Below are 23,319 nucleotides of genomic sequence, written 5' to 3' on the forward strand. Positions count from 1 at the left end.
GGCCGGCACAAATGAAAAAGAGACGAGGCTTTTTCCATTTTACTGGGATCAGCAGTATGACGATGCAGAAGAAGCTGATTATCGTATTTGTGGTGCTTATCATCATTCCGATCTCGGCAACGGGATTTATTTCCTATCAGAACTATATTCAATCTATTAATAAGAACACAAAAAACTACGTCACCGAGTTAATCAGCAATATGCAGACCAATCTCGATAACCATCTGGAAGATATGATGACCGTCAGCAAAATCCCTCTCTATTCGGTCTCGATGCAGCAATATCTGAGCCATCAGGAAATGACGCTTGAGAAGCAGCGCCAGATGGACTTCTATATTGGATTACTAGATAGCATGAGGAAGGATCTGTATTCGGCCTATATCTACGATAATTTTAGCAATGTGTTTTATCGGATCAAGAGCGATGCCATTCGAGAGGATATGATGAGTCAGTATGAGAAATGGAAGGAGCTGGCCATTGAAGGAAACGGTGATCCGGTCATCATTCCAACGCAGCGGGTTGTACGTGCGAATGGTTCTCCCCAATATTTGTTCACGGTGCTGCGCAGTATCCGGGATATCGGCACGCTGGAGAATATCGGATTTGTGGCGGTTGATGCAGATATTAGCATTATTGAAAATGTTGTACAGGAGCTTAACACGGTAACGAATGGGAAGACGCTCATTATCGACGGCGAGAATAATGTTGCTTATGACAGCGACCACATTTTGACGGCCAGCAATATTATGGGTAATGAGGTTGTAGAGAAGGCTGTTGGCGATCAAGGCAGCTTTAATATTGTGGTCGACCATATTTCCTATATTTGCAGCTACTCCGTCTCGAAGGATACCGGATGGAAAATATTTGCGTTTATCCCCGTTAATTATCTGCATCATGATGCCCAGCTGACGCGGAATGTGACGCTTACGACAACGATTGGGATTATTGGCTTCGCCCTGCTTGTCTCGGTTGTGTTGTCGTTTATGATGACGAGAAATCTCCGCCAAATGACGGATTTGATGCGCAGTGTGCGCGGCGGCAACATGGACGTCAGTTTTGATGTGAAGCAAAAGGATGAGGTCGGTATTCTTGGCATGGAGTTTAACCGCATGCTGAGGCGGATGAAGGAGCTCATCTCGGAAATCTACGTGATTCAGTCACGTAAGAAGGAAGCAGATCTGGAGGCGCTGCAAAGCCAGATCAATCCTCATTTTATATACAATACGCTCGAAACGATCCGCATGACGGCTGAGATCAATGATGATGAGGAAGTAGCCGAGATGACCTTTACGCTTGGCAAGCTGCTCCGTTACAGCATTAATCGCGGGCGTGAGACGGTGGAGCTGAAGGAGGAAATGCAGCATCTCGAGCGTTATCTTCAACTATTGCGCTACCGGTTCAACAACCGTTTCAATATGACTTTCGAAATTCCGCAGGAGCTGCTGAATTTCCCTGTTATGAAGCTGACTTTCCAGCCGATTGTAGAGAATGCAATTATCCACGGCGTGGAGGGTAAGCCAAATGAGGTATCGATCCGCTTATCAGCTGAGATGAAGGAACAGCTTATTATCTTTTCTATTAAGGATGAAGGAGCAGGCATGGACGGCGTGACATTAGATTTGCTTCGTCAATCGATGAACGGCACTCGGGATTCAGGAGGCTCGAAGACAGGGGTAGGGCTGCGCAATGTGAATGAACGAATCAAGCTGCATTATGGGGAAATGTATGGCCTTGAGATTGAGAGCAAGTGGGGAGATGGCACAACCGTCTATTTAAAACTACCTAGAAGGCAAGGTGACTAGCGATGCTTAGCATTATGATTATTGATGACGAAGATTTGATTCGCCGTGGACTGGAGAAGATTATTTCCAAGTTAAATGATGATTACCTTGTCGTGGGCAGCTTCTCGAATGGTTTCGAGGCTTCTCAGGAGCTGGATCGTCTGGCGCCGGATGTGGTGATTACCGATATTAAAATGCCCTATATGGATGGGCTGCAGTTTATAGAGGAGCTTAGACGCCGTCTGCCGGATACAAGATGTCTGATCTTAAGCGGCTACAATGATTTCGATTATGCGCGGACAGCTTTGCAATATGGAGTGAAGGATTATTTGATCAAGCCAGTCGATAAGGAAGAACTGCTCGCCAACTTGTCGCACATTCATGAGGAGCTGAAGGCTGCCAAGCAGGAAAAAGAGAAGGAAGAGCTGCTGAGCAAAAAGGCTCAAATTAGCGATCTGTTGTTAAAAGAGCAGCAGCTGCGCAAGCTGCTTGGCGGTGATTTTGAAGCCCTGCTTGCTAATCAGGCAGGTGGCTTTTCCATGTCCACTGTGCTGGAACAGTCTTATGCGGTGCTGATCATCCGTGCATCCAGTCAAGGGATGAAGGAGCAGCTGCTGGAATGGGGAAGAACGATGGCAGCTGCTGGTCTAGAGTGTGCAGTAATGGAAGCGCAGATTGTTGCTTTGCTAATTCCCTGCCAGAAGGAAGAGGATACCGGAAGATTAGCCCATAAAACAGCACTTCGCCTTATTAATGAACTGCAGTTTGCTGCCAAAGGGAAGTTTGTGATTGGAATTAGCAGCAGTTATAAGGGGAGCGCAGCGGCAGCAACAGCCTATAACGAAGCACTGGCATTATCCTATGCGGGTATTTACAAGCGTGAGCCATTTGCAATTGTGACGGTAAAAGAGGGGGCGAATGCTTCGGTAGACCCTGCCTTTTTCACAGGACTAATGGAAGGGGAATTTACGAAGGCCTTAGAACGGCTGGATGTCGACGGGATCGGAGTGGCTGTTCATGATCTGTTCGTGGAGATTGAACGGGTAAAACCACCATATGCAGATATTGTTCAATTCATGGCTAATTTGCTCTATACGGCTGTGCAGAAGGTTGATGGACTGCTGGATGAGCTTGTGAAGCTGACTCCGCCGGGTATTGGAGTGTACCAGTCGGTTGCGGACTTTTTCAGCTTTGCCGAGCTGAAGGAGCGGATTCTGCATCTGCTTGAGCTGTCGTTGTACCGGCTGGCATCTGTACGCAAAGAGGGCGGGAACCGAGTCATAGAGACAGTTAAGCAGCTTATTCAGCAGGACTATGATAAGGATGTGGAGCTGACCGAGCTGTCGGAGAAGGTATTCCTTAATCCAAGCTATCTCAGTACGTTATTCAAACAGGAGATGGGGCAGACCATTACGCAATACGTGCTGCAGCTTCGGATGATGAAGGCGAAGGAGCTTCTGAAGAAGCGGCTGGACCTGAAGGTGTATGAGGTAGGCGAGCAGGTCGGTTATCCGGACTCTATTTATTTCAATAAGGTGTTTAAGAAGATGGTAGGCGTAACGCCGAAGGAGTATCGGAATAAATAAGCTTATGCTTCCGAAGTACTTTTTGCAGAAAAAATTAGTCTATTCATCCGATGTATCTGCAAAAAGTTTAAGCTTATGCTTCCGAAGTACTTTTTGCAGAAAGGCGGCCAATGCTGCCAAAGTCTGCAAAAAGTTTAAGTTTATGCTTCCGAAGTAACTTTTCGTAGAAAAGTTTAACCTTATGCTTCCGAAGTACTTTTTGCAGAAAAAATTAGTCTATTCATCCGATGTATCTGCAAAAAGTTTAAGACCCAAAAAAAAGACCATAAATATAAGCTCACGACATTAAATTATGAAAGCGCATTCCCTATAATTGCTCTTGTAGGTAAGCGCATTCAACACATATTCGAGGGGGCGTCGAGTTTGAAGAAAAAGCAATTACTTTCCACAGTGGCAGTACTAGGCCTTGCAATGTCAATGGCAGCAGGGTGCGGTTCGAACAATGGCAATAAAGAGGGTACGCCAGCAAGCAACAACAAGGCAGACAATGCTGCCGCAACAAACACAGCAGACAACGCAGTCGCAACGAACACAGCTACGGAAGAGCCAGCTGCACCGAAGATTGCCGGCAAGGTTGTATTCACAACAAACCGGACGGACCTCGTAGATACAGAGCTTAAAACTTACGCAGATAAATTCCACGAGAAATATCCGGATGCAACGGTTGAGATTGAAGCGATCAAAGATTATGACCAAACGACAAAAATTCGTATGGCGTCCAACGAGCTGGCCGATATCAGCTTGATCCCGGGCACGGTGAAAAACTCGGATCTGCCGAACTTCTACCTGCCGGTTGATGATCTGGGACTGAACGACCGCATTTACTTCAAAGACAACCGCAGCCAATACGGCAAACTATACGGTATTTCCTCCGGCAGCGCAGCGATGGGCGTAACGTACAACAAAAAAGCATTTGCTGCAGCCGGCATTACAGCTGTACCAAAAACGCTTGATGAGTTTTATGCTGATGCAGAAAAGCTGAAAGCAGCTGGCATTACACCACTCGCGACAAACTTTAAAGACAAATGGCCGCTGTACGGCTGGGACCAAGAGGCGTTTATTTTCGCAAATGACCCATCCCTGCATAACACAATGGCTACACAGGACGAACCATTCGCCGTTGACGGTCCTCACTGGCAGGCGTTCTCGATCCTGAAGAAAATGGTAGACAGCGGTTATGTGGAGAAGGACCTGATGTCGACGAACTGGGAAGGTTCGAAGAAAGACGTTGCTTCCGGTAAAATCGCGATGTTCCTGCTTGGCAACTGGGTAGTACCTCAAGTCGTGGATAACGGCGCTGCTGCTGAAGATGTAGGCTTCTTCCCATTGCCGCTCGACAACAGCGGTGAAGCGAAGGTTATCCTGGCTTCCGACTACTACTACGGTATTGATAAGAACAGCGAAAATCCGGATACAGCAAAAGCATTCCTCAAGTTCCTAATCGAAGAATCCGGTTATGACGACTATGCTGGCTTTATTCCAGTATTGAAAGACAAGCAGCCTAAGCTTGCTCAACTGAACGAGTTTATGGCGACTAATCCAAAAGTAATTGAGATGGCTGCTGAGAACGATGACTACCTAGCAATCGCGAACAAAATGCAATTCGACACAAGCGCATTTGCACAAGACGCTATTATGGGCAAAGACATGAAAGAAGTGTTTGCTTCTTACAACAAGAAGTGGAAAGATGCTAAGTCTGCATTAGGAAAATAGTAAGTCGCTGGAAGAGAAGATGATTATCGGTATTCTTCGATAACGTTTTCTCTTCCTCCTTATCACGAAGTAAAGAAGGGCTGCCGATGTTTGCAATGAGTTACAAGGTACAGCGTTATGTCATCTTATTTTCATTCCTGACGGTTCCGCTGCTGCTGCTTGCGGTATTTTCCTTCTATCCAGCGATTTATCTGGCTTGGCTGAGCTTTACCTCATGGGATGGCTACAGCCCGGAAAAGGCTTGGGTAGGCATCAGTAACTACAAGGAAATTTTCACGAATGCGGATATTTTCAAAGTGTTTTCCCATAATGTTGTCTATTTCATGGGCGGGATCGTCCAAAACATTCTAGCTTTGTTTTTCGCGGTACTGCTTAATTCGAAATTAAGAGGACGCAATACGTTTCGGGTGCTGCTCTTCCTGCCATACATTCTGAACAGTGTTGCGATTGCTTATATGTTCACATATGTCTACGACGCACAGAACGGCTCGCTTAATGCGCTGCTTACTTCCATGGGGCTGGAGTCCTGGATTAAGAGCTGGCTAGGAGACGCAGGTATCGTCAACTATTCGCTCGCTTTCATCTCGATGTGGAAGTTCATGGGCTTTAATATGGTTATTTATTTAGGAGCTTTACAATCTATACCAGGTGATCTCTATGAGGCGGCAAAGATTGATGGAGCAGGGCCGTTTAAATCCTTCCTCTACATTACTTGGCCGAGCATGATCAAGATTGTCGAGCTGAGTATGCTGCTTACAGTCAGCGGAGCATTAGAAGTATTTGACCTGCCGTTTGTCATGACCAAGGGCGGTCCAGCCGGTGCAAGCCAGACCTTCGTGACGAAGAGTGTGGAGACAGCCTTCAACTTCAGCAATTATGGCCTCGCCTCAGCGATGGGGATGGTGCTGCTCTTTATCGTTGTGCTGGTTATCGTTGTACAGCGAAAGCTGATCTTACGGGGGGAGGAATAAAAAAATGTCCCGTACGATTGCTAATGTACTAAAGTACGCGGTGCTGCTTGTAGCTGTATTCGTTATTTTGTTCCCTCCTTATGTCGTCATCTTGAATGCGTTCAAGGGCAATGAGGAGTATGCCAAATCGAAGGTTTTTGATTTTCCTAACTCGTTTGCCTATCTCGAAAACTTTACGACGGTGTTTCACCGCGGGGATATGCTTCAGGCTTTTTCGAACACAGGTATTATTCTCGTGCTGTCTGTTATTGGCAATGTGCTGATGGGCACGATGGTGGCGTTTGCGCTGGGCAGGTTTAATTTCAAGCTGAAGTCCTGGATCCTTGGCGCTTATGTAGTGGCTACGCTTATCCCTTCCGTTACGACACAGGTGGCCACCTTCGGCATTATTAAAGAGCTAGGTTTGTTCAACTCCTTGTACGGTCCGGTTCTGCTCTATCTGGGTACGGACGTGGTTCAGATCTACTTGTATCTGCAATTTATTCGCCATGTCCCTTACGATCTTGATGAGAATGCGATGATTGAGGGAGCGTCCTTATTCCGCATCTATCGCTCAATTATCTTCCCGCTGCTTGCACCGGCGACAGCGACTGCGATTATTCTGAAAAGCATCTCGATCTACAACGATATGTATATCCCTTATCTGTACATGCCATCGCAAAAGCTGCGTGTTGTCTCCACAGGGCTTATGAACTTTGTTGGCGTCAACAGCGCGCAGTGGAACGTGGTGTGTGCGGCATTGCTTATCATTCTTATTCCGACGACTATTCTATATCTCATCATGCAGCGTTTCATCTTCTCGGGAATCGTCAGCGGTTCGGTCAAATAATCTAAAGTCACCATTTCATATGAAGGAGTGGACTTATGTTTATACGCAAGAAGATGCTCTCGTTAAGCCTTGCGGTGCTTGTAGCCGCATCCATTTGTATGCCTGGTCTCCAAGGGACGAAGGTGTACGCCGAGGAAGACGCAGCTCCACAAGCCCCGGCAACATTTATTACGCGCAGCGGCGATAAGCTGATGGACGGTGATCAGGAGTTCCGGTTCATTTCCGCTAACGTTCCAACCTTGTCTATGGTAGAGGATATTTATTGGCGGACGCCAACCGAATGGGAGCAGGCGGACGCATTCCAGACGCTTGTCCAGATGGGTGGTACTGTAACGAGGCCTTATGTTCTGTCTGTGAAGAAAGCGGATGATGCGGCAGATACGGTTCGCCACATTATGGGCGTTGGTTCGGACGGCAAGCTGATCTTTAATGAAGAAGCGTTTGTTGCCTACGATAAAATGATCCAGCTCGCTGGCGAATATGGTATACACCTCATTCTGCCGTTTGTTGACCAATATCAATGGCAGGGCGGGATTAACGAGTATGCCGCCTTCCGCGGTAAAAGCAAAGACGCTTTCTGGACCGACCCGCAGCTGATCGCAGACTTCAAATCGGTCATTAGCTACACGCTTAACCGCGTGAATACGTTCACCCATGTTGCCTATAAGGATGACCCGACGATTCTCGCCTGGGAGACTGGCAATGAGCTGGTGCCGGCGACGACAACATGGACGCATGATATCGCCACTTATATTAAAAGCCTGGACAGCAACCATCTCGTTCTTGACGGTAAATACGGGATCGACGATGCTTCTCTTACCGATAATGCGATCGATATCGTATCCAATCACTACTACCCGGATCATTACCCAAGCTATGCTTCCCAGGTGAATGTTGATAAGAATAAAGCGGCAGGCAAAAAGCCGTTTATCGTTGGGGAGTTTGGGTTCAAGCCAACGAATGAGGTCACTTCCTTCCTAGATAATGCGATCGAAAATGGTACATCCGGCGCCATGATCTGGAGCCTGCGTTATCATAGCCGGGACGGCGGCTTCTATCCGCATACGGAATCAACGTATAACGGTGTATTTTATGGAGCATATCGCTATCCGGGCTTCCCATCTGGCGATGGCTTTGATGAGACAAATATGCTGGAAACGTTGAGGGACAAAGCGTTCGAGATCCGCGGAATTAGTGATCCGCCTGCGATAGAGAAGCCAGCACCTGCAGTTATGCTACCTGTTGATTCCGTATCGACAATCAGCTGGCTCGGGTCTGCTGGAGCTTCATCTTACCGGCTCGAGCGTTCCGAGCAGCAGGATAGCGGCTGGACAACGATTGGCGAGGACGTCTATGATGCCGTTCCAACGGAATCACAGCTATTCGACGATATGACCGCTGTTACAGGACAGTCTTATTACTATCGTGTCACAGCAAAGAACAGCGCAGGGGAATCCGCTCCTTCGGCAGCGGTAGGGCCTGTTGTTGCAAAGCATGTGATTTTGGATGAAATACGCAATTTCAGCAAGATGTACAGCTATACATCGGATCTGGAATATGAAAGCCATGACCCAAGCTCGTTTGGCGGGGATGTATCCCGCATGAAAGCACTGGCATCAGACAATCAAAGCGTGCAATATGCGATTCCGCTTCGCGGGGATGGCACACCAGTGAAGGTGCTGTCGGTGAAGGTGGAAGGTTATGTTGCAGCGGGCCAAAGCGATCAGAACTTCAGCTTGTCGGCTTCCACCGATGGAGCCGAATTTACACCGGTTGAAGCTGATGTGACGGAGTCGGGCAGTGCTTGGAAGAAGCGTGTCTATACAACCGGAGAAATCGCAGATGGTGTGAAGCTGCTAGAGATTGACTATCCGGCCACCTCTACGGCAGGACAACTCGGCAAGGTCACCATCGAGTACGAGCATGACGGAACTGCTCTGACATTCCCGGATTCTGTTCAGCAGGGCAGTATTAAGAACGGGATTTTAACAGATGACCTGAACAACTTCCTCAAGATGGACTCGAAGTCAGCGAATCTTACTATTTCATCGGATTCGACGGAATTCTACGATGGGGATACGAAGCGTCTGGTTCGTACGTCTAATGAGCATGAGTGGTTCGCTTATAAGGCAGACGGAGATATGAACTATTTCAAATTCATAGAATATGCTCGTCAGAATCCAGCCGATTTTGTCTTGCCAGACTTCAAGTTCTATACGTCGGCGAATGGTACCGATTATACCGAGTTCACGAATGTTGTGAAGTCGAGCAAGATGGGAGAAGGCTATTGGGCGAAGACTGAATATATCGCTTATCAGCTTCCTTCTGGTACACGTTATGTGAAGTTTGAATTCCCGGTTGTGCCGAAGGATTTTGAAGGCCAGACCTGGAATCCGCAGGTGAGCAGTCTGCAGATTGGTGTGGGCAATGCGAAGCTGGATCCTCCAGCGGAGATAACTAAATCAGCGGTTATCGATGATTTTGAAGGCTACACAGGATCAAACAATGCGCTGCGAGCAGCGTACAAAGTGAACCAAGATGGTGGTTCGCCAGTGACATTGACGCTTGATGCAGCAGGCAAGGTTAGCGGCTCATACGCGATGAAGCTGTCGACTGATCTCAGCAAAGGCTGGGGCGGTATGGAGAAGGATCTGGCAGGAGCTGATTGGTCGGGCAACAGTGGTATTCAGCTGTGGGTGAACCCAGGCGGCAGGGATGTTGGACTGACCTTGCAATTGACCGAAGGGATGACTACGCAGAGCGAAGTGTGGAAATCGGATACCCGCATCAGCGGTAACGAGCCGGTACTTGTGCAGCTCCCATTCCGCAACTTCTATATACCGGATTGGTGGAAGAACAGCCATGTTGGTCAGGGCAATGGTGTCGTTGATTTAAGCGATGCCGCTTCGTTTGGCTTATATTTCGACGGGACGGCTGGCGATACGAACTTAATAATTGATGATATTAAGCTTTATCGTGTGCCAACGATCGATACCTTCGAAAGCTACGGAGGCGATAATGCCAAGCTGGCAGGAAGCTACACCGTGCACCCGGACGGCGGCCCAGTGACGATTTCGCTGGACGCTGGGCATAAGAGCGAAGGCGAGCAGGGAATGAAGCTGGCCTATGATTTGACGAGCAAAGGATTTGCTGGTGTAACCAAATCACTTGGCGGGATCGACTGGACTGGTAATAACGGTCTTCAGCTATGGCTGGAGCCGGACGGTCAGAACAGAGGAGTTACCGTGCAGGTGAGGGAAACTAGCGGCGAGTATTGGGAAGCCAAGGTGGCGACTTCAGGAACAGCACCGCAGACCGTCAGCCTACCTTTCCATTTGTTCACTATGCCAAGCTGGAGCAGTAAGGATAACGAGAAGCTCGATATTAACTCGATTGCAGAGTTTTCGGTGTATGTAGACCGCGGAGCAGGAGAAGCGGGTACCGGTGCTATTTATCTGGATGATATGAAGGTAGCTAAGCTGAAGGATGTTGATACATTTGAGTATTATCAAGGCTCCTCCTCGCTTGCAGGTGCAGCTTATACACGTAATACAAGCGGTGATGCGATTGCGGCTTCTCTTGATTCCACTTGGAAGAAGGGTGGCAAGTACGCACTGAAGCTGGATTACACGTTAACCGATGCTCTTGGTTATGCTGGTGTGAATAAGGCGCTTGGTATGATGGACTGGTCAGAAGGCGGTAATGCGGTTCAGTTCTGGATGCTGCCTAATGGAGCGAATCATGGACTGACGTTCCAGTTCAAAGAGACAGACGGCGATATTTGGGAAGCACAGATTATGATGGCAGGCACAGAAGAGCAGCTTGTTACCATTCCTCTTGCAGGCTTTAGCCGTACCCGTTGGTCTACGGGGGATGGCGTTCTGGATGTGTCGAGTGTTGCTGAGTATTCGATTTATGTGAATAAGGGCAGCGGCTCAGCAGGTACGTATTCGGTAAGTCTGGACGATGTTGGGCTGACGACAATTCCGGTCATCGACAACTTCGATTTCTATGACGGCTCAGAGCTTATCGGGCAGAAGGCTTATACTCGTAACTCTTGGGGCGGCGAACTTACGATGACGCCTGATGCGGATCATAAGGAAAGTGGCCGCTACGGAGTGAAATATGCCTACAAGTATCCAGATGCGGCAACAACCTTTGCCGGAGCTACCAAGCTGCTGGGATCAGCAGATTGGACCGGTCAGGACGGTATCCAATTCTGGTATACGCCGGACGGTACGGGCAACAAACTGGTTGTGCAGTTCATAGAATCCGACGGCGAGGCCTGGGAGTATTACGTGTCCCTCACCGGTACAGAGCCTAAAGTATTGAAAATGCCGTTTGACCAGTTCGTTCATGCACCTTGGAATACGGCAGGCAACGGGAAGATCGATCTGGACGCAATCTCGCAGTTTTCCTTGTATGTCAATCAAGGAGAAAGTAAGTCAAATGAAGGTGTCTTGTACTTTGACTCCATTGGTCTTTATCAAGAAGAGACGGGGCCAATTGGACCATCTCATCCAGGTACGCCTCAAGATAAGACGATCCTTGAGGTAACGGCTGGGCAGCTTAAGCCAACTGGCCAAGGTCCGGTTGAACTAAAGGCACCAGCAGGCGTAACCACACTCAAGCTGCCTTTGCAGGCAGGAGAGCTGCTTGGACAAAGTGATCTTCACATTTCGTTTGGTGATGTAGTCCTTACGGTTGACGCAGAAGCGCTGAAGGCCGCGTCTCAACTGATCGCTCTAAGCGGACAAAGCGGGGCAGCAAGCTTGTATATTTCCTTAACTTCTTCGAATGGAACGGTAACCGTTCCTCAAGCAGCAGGTGAGGAATGGCAGGCAGCAGGAACAATATACGATATCCAGGTCGGCGTCTGGCCGGCAGCTGGCAGCAAGCAAGCCTTGAAAAATTGGACGTATCCGATTTCTCTGCAGCTCCCAGTAGGCGGAAGCGTTAATCCGAAGCTCGCTGGCATCTATATGAGCGGTGCTAATGGCGGGTGGACTTATGCTGGCGGCCGTACCGATGCGAAGGGAGCCGTAATCCGTACGTTCATCACACAATCCGGAAGCTACACGGTACTCACAAGAGCGAAGCATTTTGCAGATATTCCGGCAGATTCATGGGCGAGTGACGCGGTTCAACAGCTTTCAGCCCTGCAAATTATTAACGGCATTGATGCGGAGCATTTTGCACCAAACCGGTCTATTACACGGGGAGAATTCGCCGTTATTCTGGCGAAAGTGCTGGAGCTGCCTGCGGCTGAGAAGCTGACGTTCACGGATGTGAAGGCAGATGCTTATTATGCAGCTTCGATTGCGGCAGCTGCACAGGCCGGTTTAATTAATGGCCGCGATGCAGATACTTTTGCGCCAAATGATAATATCAGCCGGGAAGAAATGGCTGCTCTTATCATCCGTGCCTATGAGTTGAAGCGCGGGGTAGTTATCGCTGGTGAACATCAATATCACGACATCGCTAATATTTCGAACTGGGCACTCGAAGCGATTAACAAGGCTTTTTCCTCCGGTCTGATGAATGGTGTCGGTGGCGACAACTTCGCGCCAGGCCAAGAGGTTACCCGTGCGGAAGCAGCGGTTGGTCTAGCACGTCTGCTCGACAGACTGCTGTCATAAAGCATTATAAAAAGGCGCCGAGTTATGGCGCCTTTTTATAATAGAGACAGGAGGATGTCTCTTGTATAATGAATCTAGTAACTAACTGGAACTTATAGGATGGAGCTGATTTATTTGCTGAAAGGGTTAACTCGTGCAGGACTTGGAGCAATCGGCGATGACAAAGCTTTTATAGAATTAGCGGCACAGTATGGTTTTCAATCGGTCGATTTAGATCCAGTAAGCTTGATTCAAACGTACGGAGTAGATGGGGCAAAGGAATTGCTTGCTGCAAACAATATATCTATTGGTTCCTTTGGACTTCCAGTAGAATGGCGCGGCTCGGATGAGGCATTCCGGGATGGTCTGCCGCAGCTTGAGGAGCTTGCTAAGGCAGCTTCTGTACTGGGCTGCACAGCATGCTGTACTTATATTTTGCCCGCTACCGATCTATCACCTGGAACGTTCACGATTAAAGCTGTTCTGCGCTTAAGAGAATGTGCAAACGTGTTAAATACTTACGGCATTAAGCTTGGACTTGAATTTGTTGGTCCGCATCATTTGCGTACGGCATGGAAATATCCGTTTATTTATTCTATGGAGGATACGCTGGCCTTTGCTGATGCAATCGGCACTCCAAACGTTGGCCTTCTGTTGGATGCTTATCACTGGTATACGAATGGGCTTACAACAGAGGATCTCGATCAGCTCACTCCAGAGCAGATTGTCCATGTCCATATTAACGACGCGAAGGATATTCCAGTAGAAGAAGTGCTGGATAACGATCGCTTGTATCCGGGCGAAGGCGTCATCGATCTGGCAGGCTTCTTAACCAGCTTGAAACGTATCGGCTATACAGGTGCAGTCACACAGGAAATTCTGACCCCAGGCGACAGCGTTACGCCATCTGTGGAAGAGGCGCTCCAGCGCTCGAAAGCCGGCTTCGATAAGGTGTTTGCTAATATTTAATAGTGTTTCATCGTAAAAAAGGCTCTCCCGATAGATAGGGAGGGCCTTTTGCGTTTGGTTAAAAGCGGATTACGATGCTTCGTGAGCAGCAGCGTGACGTAACTTAGCACTCCGTGTGCTGGACCAAGCGCCGCACGCCGCACGCCGCACGAAAAAGTAACTAATCGACTGATCTCTTCTGCCTTAGGCAGCTCAATATGAGCCGCAGCAGCTCCTAGTCGTCCAACGTAATGCAAATGTGCAGGTTATTGTGAACGTAACTCATAAACTAGCACATCCTGCTGTAAAAGTGCAGGTCAATTGAGTAAATCATAAATGACCTGCATATTTGCATGATGATGGTCCGTCGTGCCGCTGTGGATCAAATTTACCTGTACTTTAGCAGGTTATTGCAGACTGTTTGCCAATAGAGCTCATTCCTGCCACCTTCAAGCTAACTACTTAACGTCTCATCAGAGGCTTAACGATGCGCCGCATCGTTAAGCCTCTCAAAAAGCAACTCTACCAGCTCCTTAACGATGTCGGGCATCGTTAAGCTACTCGAAGACGCCAATAATCGGCCCGAAATGGGCGGAATCAGCATCCTTAACGATGCGCCGTATCGTTAAGCCTCCTAAAAAGTAACTCTACCAGCAGCTTAACGATGTCGGACATCGTTAAGCTATCCTTTTCCCGGACGCCCGCTCCGCACACTATGGAAACACCAACTCCACAGGCACTACGATATGCTGCGGATCGTAGGTGTGCTTGATCTGATCAGACATCAGCATAACAGCGGAACGGGCAAGCGTCTGCTCGTCCTGCTGGACGTAAGGGATATGCGGGATGTCGGGATTATCGAAGGAGAAGAGCTCGACTTCCGTACGGCGCTCAACTAATTGAAGAGCCTGCCAGGTTAAACCGGCGATCTCCTCCGTTAGGGTGAAGGCAGCTGTAACCGTCGGGTGCGTTTGCAGAAAATCGGTTATATAGTCCAGCGCCCGCTCGCTCCGCAGTACTTCAAGCGGAACATGGCACCAGAGGCTTTTATCGATGGATTCTCCTTGATCGATATAGGCTTTCTCAAAGCCTATTGTCCGGTCTTCAACAGCAGTATTAGAATTCTCCGGCGAGATGAGTGCGATCTGGCGATGTCCCTTGGAGAGGAGATAGGTCACAGTCCGGTAAGCCCCGCCGTCGTTATCCGATGTAATCGTATAAGTCTCAATATTACGTAAGAAACGGTCTATGAATACAAAAGGGAACTTGTCGAGCGATAAACGGAGCAGGGACTCGTTATATTTCTCATCCTCAGTAGGAAATACAATAAGCCCTTGAACACCCGCGTCTACCAACGTGCTGATTGCACGTGATTCTTCGGCGGCATGCTCACGGGTGATGCTGAGAATCATCTGGTAACCGGCTTCTTTTAAGTAGAATTCGATATAATCGACGAGCTTCTGAATGACGGTCGTCTTCATAGTAGGGATAATGAAGCCGATGATGGGTACTTTTGGCGGCTCGGGAGCAGGTGGTTTGACCTCAACAGGCTTGAGATCCGCTGCGACAAAAGTTCCTTTGCCTTGAATACGAGTAACCAGTCCCTCGTCAGCCAGCTCGGTCAGTGCATTCTTGACGGTAATCTTACTTACCTTGAATTCATCCATCAATTCCTGTTCAGAAGGGATACGATCGAGCGGCCGAAGCTGCCCCGAAGCAATCCTTTCTTTAATCTCAAGTTGGATCTGTTTGTACAAAGCTGTCTTTTTCACTATTACACCTACTCTCAATAAATAAATATGCTTTTATAACCAATTGGGTATATAAATAATACTTTACGCCTATTATAATCTAATTGTGAAGCGCTTACAATGACTCAAGCAAGAAAAAAGCTTAACCAATATGTGAGGGGGAATCGTCAAATGAAAAAAGGTATTACGTTAACAGCAACCTTGGCATTGGCACTCATGTTGGTCTTATCCGCTTGCAGCTCCGATAATTCTTCGGGGAAAGCAACAAAGGTAGTCTTCTGGACCTTTAATGAACTGCATCAGAAATTCTTCGAAAGTATGGCGGACAAATGGAATGAAGCTAACCCAGATGAAAAAATCAAACTGGTAGCGACAACATTCCCTTACGATGACAATCACAACAAGCTGCAGGTTGCGCTGCAATCCGGCAAAGGCGCTCCTGACATGGCAGACATTGAGATCAGTAAGATCGGTAACTTCCTGAAAGGCGAGCCGCAGCTCGTACCGCTCAACGATATCGTAGAGCCGAATAAAGATAATCTGGTTATGTCCCGCCTCGACAACTATGCGAAAGATGGCCAATACTACGGCATCGACTACCATGTAGGCGCACAAGTTATTTACTACAATAAAGAAATTCTTGATCAAGCTGGCGTAGATGCCGACAAAATCATCACTTGGGATGACTTCGAAGCAGCCGGCAAGCAAGTACTTGAGAAAACAGGCAAGCCAATGACAACAGTTGAGACTACTGACCAATGGTCGTACTGGCCGCTCGTTGTTGAGCATGGTTCCGACTTCTTGGATAAAGACGGCAATGTTACGTTAAACGATCAAGTGAATGTTGACGTATTGACGTTCCTGCAAAAGCTCGTTAAAGAAAAAGTGGCGGTCGTAGCTCCAGGCGGCTTCCATCACTCAGAAGAATACTACGGGTTTATGAACGGCGGCGGCGCAGCTTCGGTCTGGATGCCTATGTGGTACATGGGCCGCTTCACGGATTATATGGCTGATCTGAAAGGCAAGATGATCATCAAGCCACTGCCAGTATTCAAACAAGGCGAGATGCGTTCCTCCGGTATGGGCGGTACAGGTACCGTTATTACGAACCAGTCCAAGAACCAAGAGCTTGTGAAGAAATTCCTTGAGTTCGCTAAAGTATCAAAAGAAGGCACAATCGAGATCTGGAAACAGCTCGGATTTGACCCAATTCGTACAGATGCTTGGACGGATCCAGCTATGAACGAGTCGAACAAATACACCGACTACTTCGGCAAAGATATCTTTACATTCCTGAGCAGCTTGAAAGACGAAATCGCTCCTACAAACATTAAAGAGAAAACACCTGCGGTATCCGATGTGCTCAAAACAAAAACCATGTTCCAGGCGCTTAATGATCTGAAAGATCCGAAGCAAGTATTGGATGATTCAGCTGCAAGTATCAAGTGATGACTTCATTTAGCCAAGTTAAAGAGTAAAAAGGAAGTTCACCGCTTTGCTGGAGGGTTGGTTAGCCAGCTCTTCAGCAAAGCTATCCTTATCCGGAGAGGAGCGAGCAAGCGCATATGAAGAAAATTTTATACAATCAGCGAATCGCCCCTTATGTCTTCGTGCTGCCGTTCGTGCTTTCATTAGCTATCTTTTTCGTATATCCAGTCATTTCGACCTTTATTATGAGTTTTCAGGAAGTGCTGCCCGGACAGACCCATTTCATCGGCTTAGACAATTACAGGAATCTATGGGACGATTCCTTTTATACCGCGCTTTGGAACAGCTCGAAATATACGTTCTGGACCATTCTTGTTCTTATTCCGCTGCCGCTAGTGCTGGCGGTGTTCCTTAACTCCAAGCTAATGAGATGGAGCGCGTTCTTCCGTTCGACCCTGTTCCTGCCGGCTTTGACCTCGGTTGTTGTGGCGGGGATTGTCTTCCGGCTCGTGTTTGGCTCACTTGATAATTCCGTCATGAACACATTCCGTCATGCATTTGGTCTTGAGACGATCAATTGGCTTGGCAGCAGTACGACAGGCATGCTTGTACTGGTCATCTTAGCTACATGGCGTTATGCAGGCATTAACATCATTTACTTTATGTCAGCGCTGCAAGCTATTCCAAGTGAGCTTTATGAGTCGGCGAGTATTGACGGAGCGAATACCTGGAACAAGTTCTGGCGTATTACGCTTCCGCTGCTCAAGCCGATCGCAATCTATGTCATTACAATCAGCATTTATGGCGGCTACTCGATGTTCACGGAAAGCTTCATTCTATGGAGCGGCAACCATTCGCCAAATGACATTGGTCTGACGATGATCGGATTGTTATACCGTAATGGGATTGAGAAAAATGAGCTTGGACTTGGTTCGGCAATCGGTATGATCCTGCTGATGCTCACAATGATTCTCAATGTTGTACAACTTCGTTTATTCGGTTTGTTTAAGAAGGAGGATTAAACATGAGCGCCAAATGGAATCGTCCTCAAACGTGGCTATTACTCGCCTTATTCGTTCTATTTGCGGCCTTGTCGGTCTTTCCTTTCTACAGCTTGCTGTTAGCATCATTTAAGCCGTCAAAGGAACTGTTGCGCTTCGGGCTAAACATTAGTCTGCAGCCGGACTTATTATCCTTCCATAACTATTCGTTCATTTTTTCAAGTGGAGCAGAGAAATACCTGATCTGGTATAAGAACAGCTTAGTCATCACCGTTGTCTATACCATCTTCTGTATGCTGCTTTCCTCGATGGTTGGTTATGGATTAGCGATGTACCGCTTCAAAGGCCGTAATATTATCTTCTTGTTCGTTCTTCTGGTTATGATGGTGCCGGTAGAGATCATCATGCTGCCGTTGTATAAGCAGATGATTGCTATGAACCTGATTAATACGTTCAGCGGTGTCATCTTACCGTTTGTCGTATCGCCGCTGCCGATCTTCTTCTTCAGGCAGTACGCAGCAGGTCTGCCGAAAGACTTCCTCGATGCAGGAAGAATCGATGGCTGCTCGGAGTACGGGATTTTCTTCCGAATCTTCGTGCCGCTCATGACACCGGCCTTCGGGGCGATGATTATCGTACAAGCGCTCGCCAGCTGGAACAGCTTCGTATGGCCGTTAATCGTCCTGAACTCCGGAGAAAAATTAACACTGCCAATTGGTCTATCGAGTCTCGTGACCCCGTACGGTAACAACTACGATATTCTCATTGCTGGTTCCGTGCTCGCAATTGTACCAATTATGATCGTCTTTATCTTTTTCCAACGCTATTTCGTCTCCGGCCTAACCGTGGGTGGCGTTAAAGGCTAAAAGACCAATACTAAAGAAGCAGGTGACAGGATGGGAGTCCACCAATCAGAAATTAACGGAGTTAAACCACTAATTGAGCAAAGAGCGGATCCTTTCATCTATAGACATACGGATGGCTGCTACTACTTTGTTGCTTCTGTTCCAGAGTATGACCGTATTGAGATTCGCAAGGCGAGTACGATACAAGGGCTTTCAGAGGCAGTGCCTGCAGTTGTATGGCGAAAGCATGAAACGGGAATGCTCAGCGCGAACATTTGGGCGCCGGAGCTGCATTTTATCGATGAAAAATGGTACCTTTACTTCGCAGCGGCACATACCTCAGAAACGAATGAAGGCTTGTTTGATCATCGGATGTACGTATTGGAATGCGGAGATGCTAACCCGCTGGAAGGCGAGTGGATAGAGAAGGGGCAGGTCCGTACAGCATGGGAGAGCTTCGCACTGGATGCGACAACCTTTGAACATAATGGCGATCGATATTATGTCTGGGCACAGAAGGATCCTAACATCGAAGGAAACTCCAATCTCTATATCTCGAAAATGAGTAATCCGTGGACGCTGACCGGCAAACAAACGATGATCGCCATGCCAGATCTGGACTGGGAGAGAATCGGCTTCAAGGTTAATGAAGGTGCAGCGTTTATCCGCAGAGGAGATCGCGTCTTTATTGCCTACTCGGCGAGTGCAACCGACTTCAACTACTGTATGGGACTGCTCGAAGCATCGGCCGATGCGGATCTGCTTGATGCAGCGTCATGGGACAAATCACCGGTGCCGGTACTGACGACCGATGAGCTTCTTGGCATGTATGGTCCTGGCCATAATAACTTTACCGTAGCGGAAGATGGGGAGACAGCATTGTTCGTTTTCCATGCTAGAACCTACAAAGAGATTGTTGGAGATCCGCTGTACGATCCTAACCGTCATACCTTTGTGACGGAGCTGCAGTGGACCGAAGACGGAAGACCGGATTTCCGGGCATCCGTAGCAGCGCTGCCATGTCATCATGGAGACACATCGTTGTAGACCGAGGAACTTAACAAACAAAACGGCTGTCCCAAAAGTCATTTATAAGACTTTTGGGACAGCCGTTTCACGTAAAAACTCACTTCTCATTGTAGCAAGCTGCACTGGATTTGTTGCAGCATAACGGAGTGTTTTTAACAGACAGCTTACTCTACATTGGAGTCTGTGCAGCATAATCAGTCCAATTTGGACGATAGTGGCTCATTCTGGACCTTTGTATTGGAGTGAATCCAACGTAGCTTAGTAATCCATCGGTTCACCCTGATTTTTGTTGGACTAAATCCAATGTGCGCTGAGAAGGGAACGAGGCTGTTCCAAAAGTCGTTTGAAATTGACTTTTGGGACAGCCTCATTCTTATGCCTATCAGGATTGCGTTTGTGATACCGACTTGAACCAGTCGTTAACTTCCTGCGTGATTTGATCGCCACCGTTGGCTTTCCAACTGGAGATGAAGGTATCAAACGCGTCGATTGGAAGCTTGTTGTAAATGATCTTGTTGAACGTCTCCAGCTCGGACTGACGGAGGAGGTTCCACTTGGAGATCATTGTTGGTGTTGCTGCACCTGTGAAGTAGTTCTGTTTGCGGATGTCGATCTGTGACATGACGACCTTCGCAGCGTACCAGTTCTCGGGCTTACGGAATTCAAACAGCTGTTTCTCATACGGTGTTTCCGGCTGATTGCCTTCGGCCAGCTTGACAAGCGACTTCATGTACAAGTCCGGGATACGGGCAGGGCCAGTGATGAACTGGAAGTCGTTGTTGAATTCCTTGATTTTCGACTCGTCGCTCGTCGGCTCGCCATCGACGATATCCCAGTCGTAACCTTTAGCGAAGCCGTACTCATACTCGCTGCCAACGGCCGGGTTCGCGAGGTTATCCAGTAAGTAGTTGTAGTAGAGAATGATAGCTTCTGGATGCTCGGCGTTTTTGTTGATCATGAAGCTGCTGTTGACACCAGAGTTTTGCCATTTCGTGCCGATCTTGCCGTCTGGACCTGCTGGAACCGGATAGGCTTTATATTTTGCACCTTTGACGTTCTTAAGCAGGTCAGGTGCTGGCCAGTCTGGAACCCAGTTCGCGCCAGGCAAGACGCCTGCGTTGCCCTTGGTCCAGATTTCGGCAGACTTGCCTTCATCCCAAAGGGCAGCGTCTGGATGAATGTAGCCTTTCTGCATCCATTCCTGCAGCTTCGCGAGCGCCTGTTTTGCGCCAGGATTCACGGAACCGTATTCCAGGTTGCCGCTTTCATCCTTGTTCCATTGCTCCTCGATCGTGCCGAAGGCGCCGAACAGCCAATCAAGACCGCCCATCCAGGTGTTCGTGTTGCTCTTGAGCGAGACGGCGAGTGGATAGACATCCTTAGCAGCCAAGCCGTCCGGGTTCTCGTTCTTGAACTTATCCATAATGTTCTCTAGATCTGCGATTGTTTTTGGAGCTTCCAGGTTAAGCTTCTCCATCCAATCCTCGCGCAGCCAGAGCAAGGTATCATCATTATCGGTGTATTCCAGGATAGGCAGGTTCCACTTCTTGCCGTCCTTCGTGAACGGGTACCATAGCTCCGGATGCTTGGCAGCGTGGTCCTTCCAGGTTTGATTGGCGTACTTGTCGAACAGCTCGTCGATCGGCATGAATTCGCCGGAATCAATCAGTTGATCGGTCAGGACCGCATCGGTTGGAACCATAATGAAGTCTGGCAGCTTCTCGCCGGAAGTAAGGGCGAGCTGGAGCTGCTGCTTATATTGGTCGCTTCCGGCAGGGAACCACGTGTCCTTGCTCAGCTTAATGCCAAGCTTCTCCTCCATGAAGCGGGTATGGACGTTGTTCTCCTTTGTTTCTCCCTTGCTATAAGTCTTTGGCATGAGAATCGTACTGATCTCGACCGGTGGGTCATATTTGCCTGCCGTAAAAGCCTTGTCGGCAGCGGATTGCTCCACGGGCGCCGAAGAGGAAGGGCTTGCTTCGGAGTTCGCGGAAGGGCTTGTGTTGTTACCTCCGTTATTATTCGAGCAGCCAGCCAGGACGACAAGTGACATAGCTGCAGGTACGAGCCAGTTCTTTTTAAATGTGCTCATTCATCTATCCCCCAACATTGTTTGGTGTCTTCATGTGTAACTCTATCAAGAGTTCGGGGACGGCATCTATATGACGATATTAGTTTTCGTAGGACTCTCTTAGGCTGCTCGCGCAAAATCATCGTCCGTCTCGATATTCCTGCGGAGTGACATCGAATTGCCGCTTGAACACCTTGATGAAGTAAGCGGGATCCAGATAGCCGACATCGGCGCTGACTTCGTAAATCTTCTTATCGGTCGTCTTGAGCAGGTGGCAGGCACGCTCCATACGCACGGAGAAGATGTAGTCACTGATTCCTTCTCCAGTCTCCAGCTTATAGATCTTCGACAGGTGCGTAGGGTGCAGGTTGACGTAATCCGCAAGCGTACGCAGCGAGACATCAAGATGGAGGTGCTCGTCCACATAATCCTTGACCTTCTGTATGTACAGGGAGCGGGCATCCCTCGCATCATGTGCCGTTCCCTCGCGCAGCTTCGCTAAGGCGTTAAGCGACCACTTTCGCAGCTTGCCGATCGAGGTGAAGGCTTCCCCGTTCTGCAGCAGCTCCATCTCCGCCCCGATCAAATCCGCCAAGGTATGACCGTTGCGATGAGCAAGGTGCATAAAGGCGGAGCTAATCGTAAACCCCACCTCGAGGCAGTGCTCCCATGACTCGGAGCCCTTGTCCTCCAGCTCAGCGAATGCTGCGGCGAGCTTTTCCTCTGCCGCCTCCCAGCGGCCAGCCTCCGCTAGGTTTAGGAGGCCAGGATGTCCGTGAATGACGTCGAGTGCGCCGTAAGCGGCTGCTCGCTGCGTACCGTCCACCTTCATGACAAATTCCTGTTCATCCCCAACGATTTGCCGGAAATAGGAGGTAGCCTGCCGGTACTGCTCCGGCAGCTCCTCAGGGAAGCGGAACGGCTCTGTCACAACGATGGAGACAGCTCCTTTTAGGAACTGCTTCACCTTGGCCTGTATCTGCATCGCGAGTTTCTCGAGGAGAATGTCAGGTCGTTCCACCGCCAATCCCTGCTTTAATTGCAGCAGGAAGGCGAGATAGCCATGCTCCTCCTTGACGCTCCACACTCCCATGAATTCTTGGAAAATTTCTTCTGCGATATTGATAATTGCGTATTCCATTAGGTGATGCCCGTTGCCTCGGTATTGGCCGAATTCGTCCTCCAGGCGAACGAGGGCCAGTGCACAATCTCCGTTCTTGAACGGCAAGTCGTACATGTCCAGCTTCCGCATCCATTCTTCCTCAGACATCAGTTCTCCCCGGAAGGTGCTGAGAAGCAGCTGCCCTCGCAGGAGCGGGAGGTTCTCCCGCAGGGCAAACTGCGTTCGCTCGTTGGAGCTGACACTTTCCCATTCCGCCTTGAGTTGATCGATCGCGGCTTGCGCTGCTCCAAGCAGCTCCTCGTTGGTCGGCGGCTTCAGCAGATAGTCAACGGCGTGGTGCCGAAGCGCTTCTTTGGCGTATTCGAAGTCGGCATGGCCAGACAGGATGATGCACTTGATTCGCTTGTCCTGCTCCCGAATCCGTTCAATCAGCTCGATCCCGGTCATCTCCGGCATGAGCACGTCCGAAATCACGATATCAATCGGATTCGTGCTGATCAACTGAAGAGCTTCGCGGGCGGAGTATGCCCGGTGAACATGCTCGATCCCGAGTGTGTGCCAAGGCTTGTGCATGGACAGATTATCGACCCAGTGGGCTTCGTCGTCTACGATTAGTAATTGCATG

At 48.8% G+C, this 23,319-nt stretch carries 14 protein-coding genes; 11 read left to right on the forward strand and 3 right to left on the reverse strand.

The genetic code is table 11. From position 1 onward, the window contains the following. Positions 1-11 precede the first annotated feature (11 nt). The 7 genes from AB4Y93_RS17420 to AB4Y93_RS17450 all read left to right on the forward strand — a co-directional run bounded on the left by AB4Y93_RS17420 (position 12) and on the right by AB4Y93_RS17450 (position 13,467). Positions 12-1,802, forward strand: coding sequence for a cache domain-containing sensor histidine kinase (locus AB4Y93_RS17420; protein ID WP_441894125.1), 1,791 nt, complete (start codon positions 12-14; stop codon positions 1,800-1,802). Positions 1,803-1,804: 2 nt separating this feature from the next. Beyond that, positions 1,805-3,367, forward strand: coding sequence for a response regulator transcription factor (locus tag AB4Y93_RS17425; protein ID WP_441894126.1), 1,563 nt, complete (start codon positions 1,805-1,807; stop codon positions 3,365-3,367). Positions 3,368-3,730: 363 nt separating this feature from the next. Then, the gene (locus AB4Y93_RS17430) at positions 3,731-5,080 is read left to right on the forward strand and encodes an ABC transporter substrate-binding protein (RefSeq protein ID WP_441894127.1); all 1,350 of its coding nucleotides are present in this window, start codon (positions 3,731-3,733) and stop codon (positions 5,078-5,080) included. An 86-nt stretch (positions 5,081-5,166) separates the two neighbouring features. Continuing rightward, positions 5,167-6,051, forward strand: a complete 885-nt coding sequence (locus AB4Y93_RS17435) for a carbohydrate ABC transporter permease (protein ID WP_441894128.1) — start codon at positions 5,167-5,169, stop codon at positions 6,049-6,051. Between the two features lie 4 nt (positions 6,052-6,055). Then, complete coding sequence (locus tag AB4Y93_RS17440; protein ID WP_441894130.1) at positions 6,056-6,880, forward strand: carbohydrate ABC transporter permease; 825 nt, start codon at positions 6,056-6,058, stop codon at positions 6,878-6,880. A gap of 35 nt (positions 6,881-6,915) precedes the next feature. Further along, complete coding sequence (locus AB4Y93_RS17445) at positions 6,916-12,519, forward strand: CIA30 family protein (protein WP_441894131.1); 5,604 nt, start codon at positions 6,916-6,918, stop codon at positions 12,517-12,519. Positions 12,520-12,633: 114 nt separating this feature from the next. After that, on the forward strand, positions 12,634-13,467 hold the full coding sequence (locus AB4Y93_RS17450) for a sugar phosphate isomerase/epimerase family protein (protein WP_441894133.1): 834 nt from the start codon (positions 12,634-12,636) through the stop codon (positions 13,465-13,467). A 692-nt stretch (positions 13,468-14,159) separates the two neighbouring features. Here AB4Y93_RS17450 and AB4Y93_RS17455 read toward each other — a convergent pair. Then, positions 14,160-15,218, reverse strand: a complete 1,059-nt coding sequence (locus AB4Y93_RS17455; RefSeq protein ID WP_441894135.1) for a GntR family transcriptional regulator — start codon at positions 15,216-15,218, stop codon at positions 14,160-14,162. A 150-nt stretch (positions 15,219-15,368) separates the two neighbouring features. Here AB4Y93_RS17455 and AB4Y93_RS17460 point away from each other — a divergent pair, with 150 nt between their 5' ends. The 4 genes from AB4Y93_RS17460 to AB4Y93_RS17475 all read left to right on the forward strand — a co-directional run bounded on the left by AB4Y93_RS17460 (position 15,369) and on the right by AB4Y93_RS17475 (position 19,518). Then, a complete protein-coding gene (locus AB4Y93_RS17460; protein WP_441894137.1) occupies positions 15,369-16,646 on the forward strand; it encodes an ABC transporter substrate-binding protein in 1,278 nt (425 codons plus the stop codon). A gap of 116 nt (positions 16,647-16,762) precedes the next feature. Then, positions 16,763-17,647, forward strand: coding sequence for a carbohydrate ABC transporter permease (locus AB4Y93_RS17465; RefSeq protein ID WP_441894139.1), 885 nt, complete (start codon positions 16,763-16,765; stop codon positions 17,645-17,647). A 2-nt stretch (positions 17,648-17,649) separates the two neighbouring features. After that, positions 17,650-18,492 (forward strand): carbohydrate ABC transporter permease, encoded by an 843-nt coding sequence (locus AB4Y93_RS17470; protein ID WP_167278677.1) that lies wholly within the window; start codon positions 17,650-17,652, stop codon positions 18,490-18,492. Positions 18,493-18,522: 30 nt separating this feature from the next. Beyond that, positions 18,523-19,518 (forward strand): glycoside hydrolase family 43 protein, encoded by a 996-nt coding sequence (locus AB4Y93_RS17475; RefSeq protein ID WP_441894142.1) that lies wholly within the window; start codon positions 18,523-18,525, stop codon positions 19,516-19,518. Positions 19,519-19,882: 364 nt separating this feature from the next. On the opposite strand, the gene AB4Y93_RS17480 is transcribed toward AB4Y93_RS17475, so the two are convergent. Together AB4Y93_RS17480 and AB4Y93_RS17485 are read right to left on the reverse strand one after the other, a co-directional pair. After that, complete coding sequence (locus tag AB4Y93_RS17480) at positions 19,883-21,592, reverse strand: ABC transporter substrate-binding protein (RefSeq protein ID WP_441894144.1); 1,710 nt, start codon at positions 21,590-21,592, stop codon at positions 19,883-19,885. 118 nt (positions 21,593-21,710) lie between these two features. Then, positions 21,711-23,318 carry a response regulator transcription factor gene (locus AB4Y93_RS17485; protein ID WP_441894146.1) on the reverse strand — a complete coding sequence of 536 codons (1,608 nt, stop codon included), beginning with the start codon at positions 23,316-23,318 and terminating at the stop codon, positions 21,711-21,713. Position 23,319 lies beyond the last annotated feature (1 nt).

It is taken from the genome of Paenibacillus sp. YAF4_2 (genome assembly GCF_052113225.1).
Classification (GTDB): domain Bacteria; phylum Bacillota; class Bacilli; order Paenibacillales; family Paenibacillaceae; genus Pristimantibacillus.

What these genes read in the sequence shown, in the direction of transcription:
- AB4Y93_RS17465 (WP_441894139.1), top strand. Translation starts at nt 16,763, where the DNA reads ATGAAGAAAATTTTATACAATCAGCGAATCGCCCCTTATGTCTTCGTG.
- AB4Y93_RS17475 (WP_441894142.1), top strand. Translation starts at nt 18,523, where the DNA reads ATGGGAGTCCACCAATCAGAAATTAACGGAGTTAAACCACTAATTGAG.
- AB4Y93_RS17420 (WP_441894125.1), top strand. Translation starts at nt 12, where the DNA reads ATGAAAAAGAGACGAGGCTTTTTCCATTTTACTGGGATCAGCAGTATG.
- AB4Y93_RS17460 (WP_441894137.1), top strand. Translation starts at nt 15,369, where the DNA reads ATGAAAAAAGGTATTACGTTAACAGCAACCTTGGCATTGGCACTCATG.
- AB4Y93_RS17480 (WP_441894144.1), bottom strand. Translation starts at nt 21,592, where the DNA reads ATGAGCACATTTAAAAAGAACTGGCTCGTACCTGCAGCTATGTCACTT.
- AB4Y93_RS17425 (WP_441894126.1), top strand. Translation starts at nt 1,805, where the DNA reads ATGCTTAGCATTATGATTATTGATGACGAAGATTTGATTCGCCGTGGA.
- AB4Y93_RS17435 (WP_441894128.1), top strand. Translation starts at nt 5,167, where the DNA reads ATGTTTGCAATGAGTTACAAGGTACAGCGTTATGTCATCTTATTTTCA.
- AB4Y93_RS17485 (WP_441894146.1), bottom strand. Translation starts at nt 23,318, where the DNA reads ATGCAATTACTAATCGTAGACGACGAAGCCCACTGGGTCGATAATCTG.
- AB4Y93_RS17445 (WP_441894131.1), top strand. Translation starts at nt 6,916, where the DNA reads ATGTTTATACGCAAGAAGATGCTCTCGTTAAGCCTTGCGGTGCTTGTA.
- AB4Y93_RS17470 (WP_167278677.1), top strand. Translation starts at nt 17,650, where the DNA reads ATGAGCGCCAAATGGAATCGTCCTCAAACGTGGCTATTACTCGCCTTA.
- AB4Y93_RS17440 (WP_441894130.1), top strand. Translation starts at nt 6,056, where the DNA reads ATGTCCCGTACGATTGCTAATGTACTAAAGTACGCGGTGCTGCTTGTA.